The organism is Streptomyces sp. NPDC002680 (genome assembly GCF_042889145.1).
In the GTDB taxonomy this organism is placed as follows: domain Bacteria; phylum Actinomycetota; class Actinomycetes; order Streptomycetales; family Streptomycetaceae; genus Streptomyces; species Streptomyces adonidis.
Window position 1 is genome coordinate 1 of sequence record NZ_JBIAQP010000007.1, and the last position, 14,019, is coordinate 14,019.

14 protein-coding genes are annotated in these 14,019 nt (G+C 68.6%); 6 read left to right on the plus strand and 8 right to left on the minus strand.

What is annotated here, in order from left to right; translation table 11 throughout:
* Positions 1–148: 148 nt before the first annotated feature.
* Positions 149–1,069: an SDR family oxidoreductase gene (locus tag ACFYXF_RS19105; RefSeq protein ID WP_389350772.1), complete on the minus strand. Its 921-nt coding sequence runs from the start codon at positions 1,067–1,069 to the stop codon at positions 149–151.
* 178 nt (positions 1,070–1,247) lie between these two features.
* Between ACFYXF_RS19105 and ACFYXF_RS19110 the strand changes: the two genes are divergently transcribed.
* Positions 1,248–2,141: a LysR family transcriptional regulator gene (locus tag ACFYXF_RS19110; protein WP_389350773.1), complete on the plus strand. Its 894-nt coding sequence runs from the start codon at positions 1,248–1,250 to the stop codon at positions 2,139–2,141.
* A 3-nt stretch (positions 2,142–2,144) separates the two neighbouring features.
* Here the strand turns inward: ACFYXF_RS19110 and ACFYXF_RS19115 are convergent, their stop codons facing one another.
* Positions 2,145–2,870, minus strand: a complete 726-nt coding sequence (locus ACFYXF_RS19115) for a DUF6215 domain-containing protein (protein ID WP_389350774.1) — start codon at positions 2,868–2,870, stop codon at positions 2,145–2,147.
* A gap of 359 nt (positions 2,871–3,229) precedes the next feature.
* On the opposite strand from ACFYXF_RS19115, the gene ACFYXF_RS19120 reads away from it, so the two are divergent.
* Positions 3,230–5,506: a M4 family metallopeptidase gene (locus ACFYXF_RS19120; RefSeq protein ID WP_389350775.1), complete on the plus strand. Its 2,277-nt coding sequence runs from the start codon at positions 3,230–3,232 to the stop codon at positions 5,504–5,506.
* On the opposite strand, the gene ACFYXF_RS19125 is transcribed toward ACFYXF_RS19120, so the two are convergent.
* On the minus strand, positions 5,496–5,768 hold the full coding sequence (locus ACFYXF_RS19125; RefSeq protein WP_389350776.1) for a DUF397 domain-containing protein: 273 nt from the start codon (positions 5,766–5,768) through the stop codon (positions 5,496–5,498). The genes ACFYXF_RS19120 and ACFYXF_RS19125 overlap by 11 nt on opposite strands.
* The gene (locus ACFYXF_RS19130; RefSeq protein ID WP_389350777.1) at positions 5,750–6,586 is read right to left on the minus strand and encodes a helix-turn-helix domain-containing protein; all 837 of its coding nucleotides are present in this window, start codon (positions 6,584–6,586) and stop codon (positions 5,750–5,752) included. The genes ACFYXF_RS19125 and ACFYXF_RS19130 overlap by 19 nt, the downstream gene beginning before the upstream one ends.
* Before the next feature lie 120 nt (positions 6,587–6,706).
* On the opposite strand from ACFYXF_RS19130, the gene ACFYXF_RS19135 reads away from it, so the two are divergent.
* From ACFYXF_RS19135 to ACFYXF_RS19150, 4 genes are all read left to right on the plus strand, one after another.
* On the plus strand, positions 6,707–6,922 hold the full coding sequence (locus ACFYXF_RS19135) for a hypothetical protein (RefSeq protein WP_389350778.1): 216 nt from the start codon (positions 6,707–6,709) through the stop codon (positions 6,920–6,922).
* The gene (locus ACFYXF_RS19140) at positions 6,919–7,170 is read left to right on the plus strand and encodes a hypothetical protein (RefSeq protein WP_389350779.1); all 252 of its coding nucleotides are present in this window, start codon (positions 6,919–6,921) and stop codon (positions 7,168–7,170) included. Before ACFYXF_RS19135 ends, ACFYXF_RS19140 begins: the two co-directional genes overlap by 4 nt.
* 151 nt (positions 7,171–7,321) lie before the next feature.
* The gene (gene recO / locus ACFYXF_RS19145; RefSeq protein ID WP_369034173.1) at positions 7,322–8,071 is read left to right on the plus strand and encodes a DNA repair protein RecO; all 750 of its coding nucleotides are present in this window, start codon (positions 7,322–7,324) and stop codon (positions 8,069–8,071) included.
* 53 nt (positions 8,072–8,124) lie between these two features.
* On the plus strand, positions 8,125–8,973 hold the full coding sequence (locus ACFYXF_RS19150; RefSeq protein ID WP_389350780.1) for an isoprenyl transferase: 849 nt from the start codon (positions 8,125–8,127) through the stop codon (positions 8,971–8,973).
* Positions 8,974–9,004: 31 nt separating this feature from the next.
* Here ACFYXF_RS19150 and ACFYXF_RS19155 read toward each other — a convergent pair whose 3' ends face one another.
* The 4 genes from ACFYXF_RS19155 to ACFYXF_RS19170 form a co-directional block, all read right to left on the minus strand.
* Positions 9,005–9,391: a hypothetical protein gene (locus ACFYXF_RS19155; protein ID WP_389350781.1), complete on the minus strand. Its 387-nt coding sequence runs from the start codon at positions 9,389–9,391 to the stop codon at positions 9,005–9,007.
* Positions 9,392–9,578: 187 nt separating this feature from the next.
* Positions 9,579–12,020, minus strand: coding sequence for a M4 family metallopeptidase (locus ACFYXF_RS19160; RefSeq protein WP_389350782.1), 2,442 nt, complete (start codon positions 12,018–12,020; stop codon positions 9,579–9,581).
* Between the two features lie 219 nt (positions 12,021–12,239).
* On the minus strand, positions 12,240–13,466 hold the full coding sequence (locus tag ACFYXF_RS19165) for an MFS transporter (protein ID WP_389350783.1): 1,227 nt from the start codon (positions 13,464–13,466) through the stop codon (positions 12,240–12,242).
* A gap of 117 nt (positions 13,467–13,583) precedes the next feature.
* Positions 13,584–14,003 carry a Fur family transcriptional regulator gene (locus tag ACFYXF_RS19170; protein ID WP_389350784.1) on the minus strand — a complete coding sequence of 140 codons (420 nt, stop codon included), beginning with the start codon at positions 14,001–14,003 and terminating at the stop codon, positions 13,584–13,586.
* Between the last annotated feature and the right edge of the window lie 16 nt (positions 14,004–14,019).

Below are 14,019 nucleotides of genomic sequence, written 5' to 3' on the forward strand. Positions count from 1 at the left end.
CCCCCGTATCGCGCTGAACGCGCTCGTCCTCAAACGCCGGACGGGCTGGATAGTCAGCCCGTCCGGCGTTTGAGGACAAAGGGGGGTCTGGGGGCGCAGCCCCCAGAAGGATGGGAACGGGTAGGGGCGGCGGGGGCGAGGAAAACTGTCAGGGAGCCGTCGTATCCCCGTCCCCCGCCGAAGCGAAGTAGTACCCCGCCCCCAAGTCCGCCAGCAGCCCCGTCTCCACCGGCTCCCACCCCAACCCCTCCCGCGTCACCGCGCTCGACGCCGGCAGGTCGAGGGCGAAGAAGTTGCCCAGCCAGCCGAAGTGGTCCTGTGTTTCCTCCGTCGGGATCGACTTCACCGGCACCCCCAGGCCCCGTCCGATCGCCTCGGCGATCTCCCGCACCGGAACGCCCTCCTCTGCGACCGCGTGCAGGCGGGTCCCCGGCGGGGCCGACTCCAGGGCCAGTCGGAACAGGCGGGCCACGTCGAAGCGGTGGGCGGCGGCCCAGCGGTTGGTGCCGTCGCCGGGGTAGGCCGAGACGCCCTTCGCGCGGGCTATGTCGATGAGCCGCGGCACGAAGCCGTACTCTCCCTTGCCGTGCGTGGACGGCGGCAGCCGTACGACCGATGCCCGCACCCCGCGCTCCGCGAGCCGCATCACCGCCGTCTCCGAGGCAAGCCGGTACATGTGGGACCTCGACGGGTCGCCCGGGTCGTCCTCCGTCGCCAGCACGCCTGGCGAGAAGGCGGTCCCGGAGCAGATGAGGAGCGGGCGGCCGGAGCCCACCAGCGCCTCGCCCATCGTCTCCACGGCCCGTAGGTCGGTCCGCGCCGCCTCCGCCATGTCGCGGAAGTCATGGACGTACGCGGTGTGGATCACGCCCTCCGAGGCCGCCGCCCCTGCGCGGAGGCTGTCGAGGTCGTCCAGGTCTCCCCGGTGGACCTCCGCCCCGGCCTCCTTCAGTGACGCTGCCGACTCGTCCGAGCGGGCCATCCCGACCACCTCGTGACCCGCGCCGAGCAACTCCCGTACGACGGCGGACCCGACGAACCCGCTCGCCCCGGTGACGAACACACGCATGATGAACTCCCTCTCACTACCGGCCTCCTGGTGTCGGCCGGTGTGCTTTCAGCGTGCGTGTCGGGTCCCTTCCCGGTCCAAGACCTGTTCCGGAATAGGTAATGCGTATCAGGCATCACCTCAGGTCAGTCCTGGTGTGCTTGGTTCAGGTGGCCAACTTGCCCGATACGCTTGGCACATGACCGGACCCGATCTCGATCTGCGGCTCGTGCGGTACTTCGTCGTTGTCGCCGAGCAGCTTCACTTCGGGCGGGCCGCCGAGGCATTGCGGATCGCCCAGCCCTCCCTCAGTCGGCAGATCCGGCGGCTGGAGAAGGAGTTGGGGGCTCGGCTGCTGGACAGGACTCCGCAGGGGAGTCGGCTCACCGAGGCCGGTGAGGTTTTCCTGCCACATGCCAGGGCCTTGCTCCGGACCGCCACCCGCGCCGCCTCCCAGACCCGCGCCGCCGCCGAGCCCAGCCGGCTCGTCATCGGCTACACGTCGAACCTCATCGTCACCCCGGCCGTACGGGAGCTGCGCCGCCGGTATCCGGACGCCGACGTACGGGCCGTGCACCTCGACTGGAACGAACCCCACACCGCGCTGTTCGACCACCGGGTCGACGCTGTGATCGCCCGACTCCCGCTCCCCACCGACGAGTTGGAGGTGACCGTCCTCTATGAGGAACCCCGGGTCCTCGTCGTTCCGCTCGATCACCGTCTCGTCGGGAAGGAGTCCGTCACCCTCGACGACATCGCCGACGAACCCTTGCCCCGGGTGCGGGAGGACGCGGCCTGGAACGCCTTCTGGCGTATCGATCCGCGTCCGGACGGCAGCCGGGCGCCGGAGGGGCCGTTGGTCCGGGCGCTGGAGGACAAGTTCGAACTCATCGCCGCCGGGCAGGCGGTGGCCATCGTCCCGGGGGGTATGGGTGCGGACCGGCTCCGTCCCGACCTCACCACCATCCCCCTGTACGGCGTCGACCCGAGCCATGTCGTCCTCGCCACCCGCGTGGACGACCGCGGTCGTCTGCTCGCCGCCTTCCGGAAGGTGGCGCGGGCCCTGCTGACGGGCGGTACCGGTACCACCTGATCCTCAGCCGCCCGCCGTCCATCCCGGGACCGTCGGCAGTACCTGCTCCGCGACCCTGAGCAGTGCCGTCTCGTCAGGGGGCACGTCGTCCTGGCGCCAGATGGCGATCTCGTACGAACCGCCGCCGTCCTTCGGGTCCTTGGCGACCAGGAGGGTACGGGCGACGCCGCCGGGGCCGGTGGACGCCTTGCCGTCGTCGAAGACGAAGCCGATCGTCCGGCCGGGATACAGGTACGCCGGGTGGCCCAGGAGAGTCTTCCGCTCCGCCGCTGCGGGCAGGTACTCCGCTATCTCGGCGACGGTCAAGTCGTCGTAGGCCGCCGAGAGTTTCACGGAGTAACCCTCCAACTGGACGGTGGCCTCGGGGTCTTGTGTCGTGATGCCGAGCGACTCGCTGAACTGGGCCTCGTTGCTGTAGGCGCCGAGCGCGTAGTCCTTGGGTGTGCCGAGCAGCGTCGGCAGGTCCGAGCGGTTCAACGCCTTGCAGAGTCGCGTACCGGATATGGGCTTCGACGGCGGCGCGGCGTCGTCCGACCTGGAGCACGAGGCCGGCTTCCGGTCGTCGGCAGCGGAGTCGGGCTGGTACTTCGTCACCACCCAGAAGCCGACCGCCAGGCAGCCGACCAGCAGCAGCGCCGACGCGACCTGGGCGCCCTCGCTCACACCCTTCTCGGCGCTCACACCCTTCTCGGCTTCGGCCGGTCTGGGTACGTCGATGTCTTCGGTCATGCCAGGTCCCCCACCCATGTCCCCACACCCCGTGTGCACGCGCCCGTTACGCGCGCGCCGGGCAGCATAACCGCGCGATCTCTGCGTGGCGACCGGCCGGGCGGCTGAAAACGTGCGCCCAGCCGGACGGTCCCCAGTTGGACATGACCATTTCAAGCCGTTGTTTTGGCGATCACATGACAAGGCGAGACACGCAGTGCCACGCTTCTGCCGGAGTTCACTCATCCTTCACGTCTTTCACTCACCCCCCACCTCCTTCCACCCACCTGCCGTGCAGCGCCCCGGACCGGCCACATCCCTGTCGGTCCGCCCCCACCTCGGTCCCCACCACGGACCGACCGCCGCAGAAGGAGAACACGTTGCCCCGGCGACTTCGCACCACCCTCCGGCGCAGACGCGCCACCGCCCTCGCGCTGACCACCATCGGGACCCTGCTCGCCATGGGAGCCCCCGTCGGCACCGCGACCGCGGCCCCGGCCGATCCGGGCCCGAGCCCGGCCAAGATCACCGCCGAGCCTCGCGCGGGGGCCGCCGCCGTGCCCCTGTCGGCGACCCGTCGCGCCTCGCTGATCAAGAGCGCGCAGACCACGTCCGGCACCACGGCTCGTCAACTCGCCCTCGGCGCGCAGGAGAAGCTCGTCGTCAAGGACGTCGTCCAGGACGCCGACGGCACCGTCCACACCCGCTACGAGCGCACCTACGCCGGACTGCCCGTCCTCGGCGGCGACCTGGTCGTCCACTTGAAGGGCAACCGCACCACCGTTTCCAAGGCGAGCGCGGCGACCCTCACGCTGCCGACCCTCACCCCGAAGCTCTCCGGGACCAGTGCCACCGGCAAGGCTCTCGCCGCGGCGAAGGGCGCCGACGTCACCGGCGCCGAGACCGAGCGCGCGGCCCGCCTCGTCGTCTGGGCCGGTGCCACCAAGCCCGTCCTGGCCTGGGAGACGCTGGTCGAGGGCGTCCAGCCCGACGGCACGCCCAGCGAACTGCAGGTCGTCACCGACGCGAGCACCGGCAAGCAGCTCCTCGCCGCCGAGAAGGTGCACACCGGCGAAGGCACCGGCCAGTACGTCGGCACGGTCCCCGTCGGCAGCACCCTCTCGGGATCGACGTACCAGCTCACCGACCCCGACCGCGCCGGGCAGAAGACGTACGACCTGAACCAGGGCACCTCCGGCACCGGCACCCTCTTCACCGACGACAACGATGTCTGGGGCGACGGTCTGCCGTCCAACCGCCAGACCGCCGGTGTCGACGTGGCGTTCGGTGCGGCGGCGACCTGGGACTACTACAAGGACGTGTACGGCCGCAACGGCATCCGCAACGACGGTGTCGCCGCCTACAGCCGGGCCCACTACGGGAGCAACTACGTCAACGCCTTCTGGCAGGACAGCTGCTTCTGCATGACGTACGGCGACGGCTCGGGCAACACGCACCCGCTGACCTCGCTCGACGTGGCCGCGCACGAGATGAGCCACGGTGTCACCGCCGCCACCGCCAACCTGACCTACTCGGGCGAGTCCGGCGGCCTCAACGAGGCCACCTCCGACATCTTCGCCGCGGCCGTCGAGTTCCACTCGGACCTCGCCGCCGACCCCGGCGACTACCTCGTCGGCGAGAAGATCGACATCAACGGCAACGGCACCCCGCTGCGTTACATGGACAAGCCCTCCAAGGACGGCTCCTCGCGCGACAGTTGGAGCTCCACCCTGGGCAGCATCGACGTCCACTACTCCTCGGGGCCGGCGAACCACTTCTTCTACCTGCTCTCCGAGGGCAGCGGCGCCAAGACCGTCAACGGCGTCTCCTACGACAGCCCGACCTCCGACGGTCAGGCCGTCACCGGCATCGGCATCGAGAACGCCGCCGCGATCTGGTACCGGGCGCTGACGACGTACATGACGTCGTCGACCAACTACGCGGGCGCCCGCACCGCCACCCTCCAGGCGGCCGGTGACCTGTTCGGCGCCTACAGCCCCACCTACCTCGCCGTCGCCGACGCCTGGGCCGCCATCAACGTCGGCGGCCGGATAGCCCTCGGCGTCAACGTCGCCCCGGTCGCCGACCAGATCAGCGGCGTCGGCCAGGCGGTCAGCCTCCAGGTGGACGCCTACACCACCAACTCCGGTTCGGGGCTGACCTACGAGGCCACCGGCCTGCCCGACGGTCTGACCCTCAGCCCGAGCGGTCTGATCTCCGGGACGCCGACCACCCTCGGCACCGGCGATGTCACCCTCACGGTCACCGACGGCACGGGCTCGTCCGTCACGGACACCTTCAGCTGGCGGATCGCGTACATCTACGGCAGCACCACCCGCGTCGACATCCCCGACGTCGGTGCCGCCGTGGAGTCCCCGGTCACCATCGAGGGCCGCGACGGCAACGCCTCCGCGACCACCTCGGTCTACGTCAACATCGTCCACACCTACCGCGGTGACCTGACCGTCGACCTGGTCGGCCCCAACGGCACCGTCTACTCACTCCTCAACCGGAGCGGCGGCGGCGCGGACAACGTCGACCAGACGTTCACGGTCGACGCCTCGGCCCAGCCCCTCAACGGCACGTGGAAGCTGCGCGTGCAGGACCGGGCGGCGATCGACGTCGGCTACATCCAGCGCTGGCAGCTCACTCCCTGACCCCACCGAGAAAGTCGGTCCAGGCAAGCGCAGTAATGAGCAGTACGGGCCCGTCCGAGACCTTGCTGTCTCGGACGGGCACCACTCCGGGGACTCCGTCGGCTACTTCGACGCAGTCCCCGCCTTCGCCGTTGCTGTACGTGCTCTTACGCCAGCGGGCGGCGCCGATGAAGTCGTACGCAACCTCGACACAGCTGCCGCCCTCGCCGTTGCTGTAACTGCTCTTGTACCAGCGGGCGTTGCTCAGGTCGTACTCGCGCATCGTCTGTGGTCCTCCGCCGCCGATTCGATCAGGGCGAGGGACGCCTCCGGCGACAGTGCGGCACCCCTGAGCAGATCGTATGCTCGCTGTGCCCGCTTCACCACCGCCGGGTCATCAAGCAGGTCGCCCGAAAACGAGGTCTCTGTATAGAGGGTCGGCGGCGCGTCCTCGAACTCCATGAGCTTCAGCATCCCGAGCATGGAAGCGAACGCTCCCGCTGAGTACGGGACCACCAACACCAGCGCTTTCCGCTCGCGGGCCAGCGCCGCGATGTGCTCCAGCTGCTCGGCCATGGCCGCCGGCCCGCCGACAGGCGTACGCAAGGTGTTCTCGTGCAGGATCGCCCAATACTCGGGCCTTGTAGCGTCCTTGAGGATGCGCGCGCGTTCCAGTCGGGCGCCGACCTTTTCGGCCACGTAGTCGTCCGTGACGAACGGGTTGGCCGCGAGCGTGACCGCCTGCGCGTACGCGGCCGTCTGTAGCAGTCCCGGAATCACCGTGGGCGCGAACTCACAGATCTTCGTCGCCGTCCGCTCAAGCTCCACAACCTCCGCGAAGTAATCCGCGTAGCGTTTGTCGTCGATGAGCTTGCGCCAGGTACGCTCGAAAAAACCTGCGGTTTGTAGGACGTCGTCAATCCTCATCGCGACATCCAACTGCGGCTTACGAATGGCCTGCTCGAACTGCCCGATGTAGCCCCCGGAGACGAAGACCATCGCCCCCAACTCCACTTGCGTTAACCCCGCTTCCTCCCTCCGTCGCTTCAACTCCGCCCCGAAGAACTCCCAAGCCGCCTGCCGCTGTGAACCATTGGCCATAGCCGAACCGAACCCCCTTCAACTGCACCGTCGTTGCTGCGCCCAGAGCCTTCCGAGTGTAGGCACAGCACGTCACCGTAGAAGTGCGAAGAGTGAAAGTCGATTAGCAAGGGGAGCACGGTGACGGCACGAAGGACGGCACGCTCGGCGGACTGCGTCGAAGAAGCGGAGGAAATTGTGAAGGAATTGCGGACGGCGTTGAAAAACGCCGGGATTACCTTGCCGACGCTCCGATTGGACACCGCGAGTGTCGCCCGGGAAGTGCCCCGTCCGCTCATCGAATTGGGACGCTGCAGCGTCGAGACGGCGGCCCGGATCGCGGCGGCGCTGCGATGAACGACGTATGGCGCGCGAAGTCGGGAAAGCCGGGCCGGCCGGACATCGGCTCGTACGTCATGGACACCCGCACCGGAAAGGTGGGCCTCGTCATGGGCCACGAGGGACCCTACGTCCAGCTGAGATCGTACGGCGGCGGCAGGGAGTGGGACGCGGCCCCGGACGGCCTGCGCCCGGCGACCCCGGCGGAACGCCTCAGCGCGGCCACGGCGTACGCGAACGCACGCAGCAGGGGAGAGGTCCCCTAAGTCCCCGGCCGGGCCTGGCGCCCCCAAGGGGCGCGGGGAACTGCGCGACCGGCCACAGCGGACCCGCAGGTTCTGCACCGCATATCCAGATATCCGGCGAAGCGCTACCGCCCACGTCCGGGCCCACCGTTCCGTACGCGACAATGACCCCATGAGCCTGTTCCGTGACGACGGTGTCGTGCTGCGCACCCAGAAGCTGGGTGAGGCCGACCGGATCATCACGCTGCTCACACGCGGTCACGGCCGCGTACGGGCCGTGGCCCGTGGGGTACGCCGGACCAAGTCCAAGTTCGGGGCCCGGCTCGAACCGTTCTCCCACGTCGACGTGCAGTTCTTCTCGCGGGGGAGCGACCTGGTCGGACGCGGGCTGCCGCTGTGCACGCAGAGCGAGACCATCGCTCCGTACGGTGGCGGCATCGTCACCGACTACGCCCGCTACACCGCAGGTACGGCCATGCTGGAGACGGCGGAGCGGTTCACGGACCACGAGGGCGAGCCCGCCGTACAGCAGTATCTGCTGCTCGTCGGCGCCCTGCGCACCCTCGCCCGTGCCGAGCACGAGCCCCATCTCATCCTCGACGCGTTCCTGCTGCGCTCGCTCGCCGTCAACGGCTACGCGCCCACCTTCACCGACTGCGCGCGCTGCGGCATGGCGGGCCCGAACCGCTTCTTCTCGGTGTCCGCCGGAGGCTCCGTCTGCGTCGACTGCCGGGTGGCCGGCAGCGTCGTACCCTCTCCCCAGGCCCTCGAACTGCTCGGCGCGCTGCTGACGGGCGACTGGGCGACCGCGGACGCGTGCGAGCCGCGCTATGTCCGGGAGGGCAGCGGACTCGTGTCCGCCTACCTGCACTGGCACCTGGAGCGCGGCCTGCGCTCCCTGCGCTACGTAGAGAAAAACTAGAAGCACAAGCACCGCAAGCGAGTAAGAGCAAGCAAGAGGGAGACGAGAAGCACATGGCCGTACGCGGAATCCTGGGGGGACGGCGTCGCGAGTACAAGACGCCGGAACCGCACCCCTCCGGCGCCACCGCGCCGAAGCTCCCCGGCGAACTCGTACCGAACCATGTGGCGTGCGTCATGGACGGCAACGGACGGTGGGCCAAGGAGCGCGGGCTGCCGCGTACCGAGGGGCACAAGGTCGGCGAGGGCGTCGTCCTCGATGTCCTCAAGGGTTGCCTGGAACTCGGCGTCAAGAATCTCTCCCTCTACGCCTTCTCCACCGAGAACTGGAAGCGGTCCCCGGAAGAGGTCCGCTTCCTCATGAACTTCAACCGTGACGTCATCCGGCGGCGGCGCGACGAGATGGACGAACTCGGTATCCGGATTCGGTGGGTCGGGCGTATGCCCAGGATGTGGAAGTCCGTCGTACAGGAACTCCAGATCGCCCAGGAGCAGACCAAGAAGAACGACGCCATGACGCTCTACTTCTGCGTCAATTACGGCGGCCGTGCCGAACTCGCAGACGCCGCCAAGGCGATGGCGCGTGATGTCGCCCTCGGCAGGCTCGACCCCGAGAAGGTCTCCGAGAAGACCATCCAGAAGTACCTCTACTACCCGGACATGCCGGACGTCGACCTTTTCCTTCGCCCGAGCGGTGAACAGCGCACCTCCAACTACCTGATCTGGCAGTCGAGTTACGCCGAGATGGTGTTCCAGGACGTGCTCTGGCCCGACTTCGACCGACGCGACCTGTGGCGCGCGTGCGTCGAATTCGCCTCCAGGGACCGGCGGTTCGGCGGCGCCGTCCCGAATGAGCAACTCCTGGAAATGGAACGGGACATGAAGGGCAACACGGGGGCCTGAACGCCCCCGGGGCATGGCCGGGTTCGGTGGGTCAGGGAACGAGCGTGAAACTCGCCCGGTAGACATGGCCCGGCGTGGGGGTGCCCCACGAGAAGCCGTGCCCCATGGTGAGGGTGCCCGTGTACCCGTCGGGATGGTCCACCCCGTGCATGGAGTAGCTGATGGTGTACTCCACAGTGGCCGGAGTCGACCCCGACCACTCGTAGCAGCTGAGGATCTCCGGGAGTTCGTCGAAGTCCCTGACAGCCGTGGGGTTGTCCGGACTCAGGAAGATGTGGCGGATGTACTGCGGGTATATGGACCAGTCCTGGCAGATGACCTCGGTCGGCGGGACGGGGACCGAGGCGGCAGGGGTCGCCGCCGTCAACGGAATGCCGAGGGCGGCGACAACGGCCAGCGGGACAGCGGGTCTACGCATGGTCAGCTCCGTGGATAGGTCGAAGGGCCACTCATTGTGACAACGCCCGCCGCCGTCCACAGGGCGGATTCGAGCCCCTTCCAGCTGACGGGACGATCCGCCGGCTTCAGTGGCGAGCGGCACCCGGCGCAGGGAGAGCGCCGGGTGCCGCTGTCGTACCCGTGGGGGGTTGATTGGTGGGCGTCGGTCAGCTGGTCGTGACCGCCGTGTCGTCGATCACGAAGCTCGTCTGGAGCGAGGAGTCCTCGACGCCCGTGAACTTCAGGGAGACCGTCGTACCCGCGTAGGCCGACAGGCTCAGCGACTTCGCCACGTACCCGCTGGCCGCGTTGAGGTTGGAGTAGGTGGCCAGAGTGGTCGTCCCGGCAGTAACCGTCAGCTTGTCGTACTGCGTGCTGGTGGTGGTCTCAGCCGTGTCGATGTGCAGGTAGAACGTGAACGTCGTGCCCGTGCAGCCGCTCGGGATCGTCACCGACTGGGAGAGCGTGTCGGTGTGGGCCGAGCCGTAGCCGTCCAGCCAGGCCTTGTAGGAGCCGGTACGGGCCGCCTGGCTGCTGGAGCTGGTGATGACACCGCTGGTCGCCGTCCAGGTGGTGTTGCCGGACTCGAAGCCCTGGTTGCCCAGCAGTTGGGCCGAGGTGCAGGAGCCGCCGCCGGTCGCGCTGACCGTCCAGGTGAAGGACGCCGTACCGGTGGCCCCCGTGCTGTCGGTCACCGTGACCGTGCTGCTGTAGGTGCCCGCGGTGGTCGGGGTGCCGGAGATCGTGCCCGTGGAGCTGCTGATCGACAGGCCCGTCGGCAGACCGCTCGCCGCGTACGTCAGCGTGCCGCTGTTGGTGCTGCTGGCCGTGATCGCCAGGCTCACCGCCGTACCGACCGTCGAGGACTGGCTGCCCGGGTTGGTGACCGTCACGCCCGTCGTCGGGACGGTGATGTGGGAGCCGACGTTGATGCCCGCGAAGGCGTTGCCGACACCCGCGTACTGCGTGGAGCTGGTGCCGTAGAGCGACGCGGCGGCGTTCAGCGCGGCGGTGCGGGCCTGGGCGTACGTGGTGCTGGACGTCATGTACGTCGTCAGCGCCTTGTACCAGATCTGGAGCGCGGCGGCCCGGCCGATGCCCGCGACGGCGACACCGTCGGAGGTCGGGCTGTTGTAGGTGACGCCGTTGATGGTCTTGGAGCCGCTGCCCTCGCTCAGCAGGTAGAACATGTGGTTCGCCGGGCCGGACGAGTAGTGCACGTCCAGGTTGCCGACGCCCGAGTACCAACTGTCCGCCGAGCCACCGTCCTTGTCGGGCTCGTCCATGTAACGCAGCGGCGTACCGTCGCCGTTGATGTCGATCTTCTCGCCGATGAGGTAGTCACCGACGTCGGTGGAGTTCGCCGCGTAGAACTCCACACCGGTGCCGAAGATGTCGGACGTCGCCTCGTTCAGCCCGCCCGACTCACCGGAGTAGGTGAGGTTGGCGGTGTTGGAGGTGACACCGTGCGTCATCTCGTGCCCGGCCACGTCCAGCGAGGTCAGCGCGTGCGTGCTGCTCGTGCCGTCGCCGTACGTCATGCAGAAGCAGTCGTCGTCCCAGAACGCGTTCACGTACGCCGTGCTGTAGTGCACGCGCGAGTAGGCCGCCACACCGTCGTTCTTGATGCCGCTGCGCCCGAAGGTGTTCTTGTAGAAGTCCCACGTCGTCTGCGCGCCGAAGTGGGCGTCCACGCCCGCCGTCTGCGTGTTGGACCCGGACCCGGTGCCCCACGTGTCGTCGGAGTCGGTCATCAAAGTGCCGGTGCCCGACGTGCCGTTGTTGAGGCTGTACGTCTTGTGGGTGCCGCGCGTGGTGTCGTTCAGCTGGTACGTCGAACCGGACAGCGTGGTCCCGATGGTCACCGTGCCGCTGTACTGGCTGTTGCCGGTACCGGTCTTGATGGCCTGGAACTGGTACAGCTCCGCGCCGGTCAGCGCGTCCGTGATGACGTGCAGCTGGCTCGGCGTGCCGTCGTCCTGGAGACCGCCGATCACCGTCTCCCAGGCCAGCTTCGGCGTACCGCTGCCCGCCCAGATCACCTTGCGCGCGCTGTCGGTGGTGGCCTTCTCCGCGTCCAGCGCCTTGGCCGCGCCCAGCGCCTTCGTCTCGGCGGCCGACTTGGCGTACGTGGGGGTGGTGGACGCGACCGAGATGGCCCGCCGGGTGTTGAAGGTGGTGCTCACCGTGCCCGAGGCCTTGGCGGCGGGCGGGGTGTGCACGACGAGGTCGCCGCCGAGCACGGGCAGTCCGGCGTACGTGCGCTCGTAGCGCGTGTGGACGGTGCCGTCGGCGTCCTTGACGACGTCCTTGACGACCAGCTTCTCCTTCGCGCCGAGACCCAGGGAGCCTGCGGTCGTCGTCGTTCGCTGCGTCGCGCTCTTGATCAGCGCCGTGCGCTGGGCGGGGGTCAGTTCCGCCTGGAGCGAGCCGGCCCGCAGCGGGCTCGGCGCCGGGGGCGCGGGCTTGGCGGCGGCCGGGACCGTCTGGACACCGACGGTCAGCAGGGTCGCGGTGGCGAGCAGGGCGCCCGCGGCGGTGGCCTTGCGGGAGCGGAGGGCCTGGGTGCGGCCGGATCTGTGGGGGGTGTTGCTGGACGTTCGTCTCACTCGAAACTCCTCCTGCGACGGCCGCGCCTTCAACGGCCGGAAACAGAACCGGGCGGACAGGGGTGTGCGGCCCGGGATGAGCTGAGCAGTGCGGGATGTGTGCCTGAGACGTGGGGGACGGCTGCCGGAAGAGTGGCAGCATTGAGGAGTGCATGTCATCAAAAGTTAAGAGGTCAAGGGTTATCCCTCTGCGCGCCGCAGGAACCCTCTAGGGCGTCTTCAGGCCTCTGTACGGGGCAGCAGCAGGGGAGTTGCGAGGATCAGGGCGCCCGCGGCCCCGATGGCCGTCAGGGGCGTGGTGAGGGCCGCCAGCAGCCCCCACAGCGCGGTGAGCGCGGCGACGGTCAGCTTGCTGGAGACCGACCAGGCGGAGAGGGTACGGGCGACCCGGTCCGCCGGTGTGTGCTGGAGCCGGTAGGTGGCGTACACCGGATTGAAGACGCCCATGCAGGTGATCAGCCCGAACTGCACGCCCATCACGAGGACGAGCCCGGTCGTGCCGCTGTGCAGGAACACCATCCCGACCGGCCAGCACACCCGCAGTGTCCCGAAGGCGAGCATGATCCGGCGCTGCCCGTACCGCGCGACGAGCGGCCGGGACAGACGGGACCCGAGGAGGCCGCCGGCGCAGGGCACGGCGAAGGCGAGCGCGTACTGCCAGGGCGCGAAGCCGAGGTCGCCGAGCATCAGGACGGCGACGAGTGGCGCCGTCGCCATGATCAGCCCGCTGACCAGCACGGTGTTGAGGAACAGGGGCCGCAGCACCGGATCGGCCAGAATGAACCGCCACCCGTCGAGCAGATCCCCGACCCGCGGTCCTGCCTTGCGCACCCCCTCGGGACGGGGCTCGTCCCCACCCATCGCCCGGATACCGACCGCCGACAGCAGAAAACTCACGGCGTTGGCGACCACGGTGACCACCGGCCCGAGCAGCCCGATGGCGGCCCCGCCCAGCGGCGGCCCGACCACGCTCGCCGTCCACATCGTGGACTCGAACCGCCCATTGGCGACAAGGAGTTGGGAGGGCGGCAACAGCCCCTTGAGACAGGCCCCACTGGCGGCGGTGAAGGTGATGTCGGCAGCGGCGACGACGACAGCCACGACCACGAGCTGCCCAAAGGACAACACCCCGAGCGCATAAGCAACGGGCACGGTGAGCAACGCCCCACACCGCACAAGATCCATAGCGACCATCACAGGCCGCTTCCGCCGAAACTCCACCCAGGGCCCGAGCGGCACAGCCACCAGAGCCCCCACGGCAACCCCGACGGCAGCCAACAACGAAACCTGAGCAGGCCCGACACGCAACACGAGCACAGCAATCAACGGAAACGCGTCAAAGGCCACCCAGGTCCCGAACAGACTGGTGGCATAGGCCCCCCAAAGCCACCGAAACGGCACTCCGAGAGAGACGGCGCTGAGCTGCTTTTCCCCGACACGACTCACGGCGCGAAGCTATCGGACGCGAGGTGACGCGCCCCTTTTAGGGGCGCGAGGAACTGCGCGACCAGCCACGACGCTCCCGCAGACAACGCAGACAACGCAGACAACAACGCACCGAACCTACTTCTGCACAGCCGCAGCGCACTCCGCACAGGTGCCAAAAATCTCCACCGTATGAGCCACGTTCACATACCCGTGCTCAACAGCGATCGCCTCCGCCCACTTCTCCACAGCGGGCCCCTCCACCTCCACAGCCTTGCCGCACACACGGCAAACCAGGTGGTGATGGTGATCGCCGGTCGAGCACCGCCGATACACCGACTCCCCGTCCGACGTCCGCAGCACATCCACCTCACCCGCGTCCGCCAGGGACTGCAACGTGCGGTAGACGGTCGTCAGACCGACCGAGTCGCCCTTGTGCTTGAGCATGTCGTGGAGTTCCTGCGCACTGCGGAACTCGTCGACCTCGTCCAGCGCCGCCGCCACAGCGGCACGCTGGCGGGTGGATCGTCCCTTAACGGGCGGGCCGGCCGTCGTCACCGTTGTCTCCTTACGT

Excerpts from the sequence above, each read along its gene's own strand:
- ACFYXF_RS19105 (WP_389350772.1), bottom strand. The coding sequence starts at position 1,069 with ATGCGTGTGTTCGTCACCGGGGCGAGCGGGTTCGTCGGGTCCGCCGTC.
- ACFYXF_RS19110 (WP_389350773.1), top strand. The coding sequence starts at position 1,248 with ATGACCGGACCCGATCTCGATCTGCGGCTCGTGCGGTACTTCGTCGTT.
- ACFYXF_RS19115 (WP_389350774.1), bottom strand. The coding sequence starts at position 2,870 with ATGACCGAAGACATCGACGTACCCAGACCGGCCGAAGCCGAGAAGGGT.
- ACFYXF_RS19125 (WP_389350776.1), bottom strand. The coding sequence starts at position 5,768 with ATGCGCGAGTACGACCTGAGCAACGCCCGCTGGTACAAGAGCAGTTAC.
- ACFYXF_RS19130 (WP_389350777.1), bottom strand. The coding sequence starts at position 6,586 with ATGGCCAATGGTTCACAGCGGCAGGCGGCTTGGGAGTTCTTCGGGGCG.
- ACFYXF_RS19140 (WP_389350779.1), top strand. The coding sequence starts at position 6,919 with ATGAACGACGTATGGCGCGCGAAGTCGGGAAAGCCGGGCCGGCCGGAC.
- recO (WP_369034173.1), top strand. The coding sequence starts at position 7,322 with ATGAGCCTGTTCCGTGACGACGGTGTCGTGCTGCGCACCCAGAAGCTG.
- ACFYXF_RS19150 (WP_389350780.1), top strand. The coding sequence starts at position 8,125 with ATGGCCGTACGCGGAATCCTGGGGGGACGGCGTCGCGAGTACAAGACG.
- ACFYXF_RS19155 (WP_389350781.1), bottom strand. The coding sequence starts at position 9,391 with ATGCGTAGACCCGCTGTCCCGCTGGCCGTTGTCGCCGCCCTCGGCATT.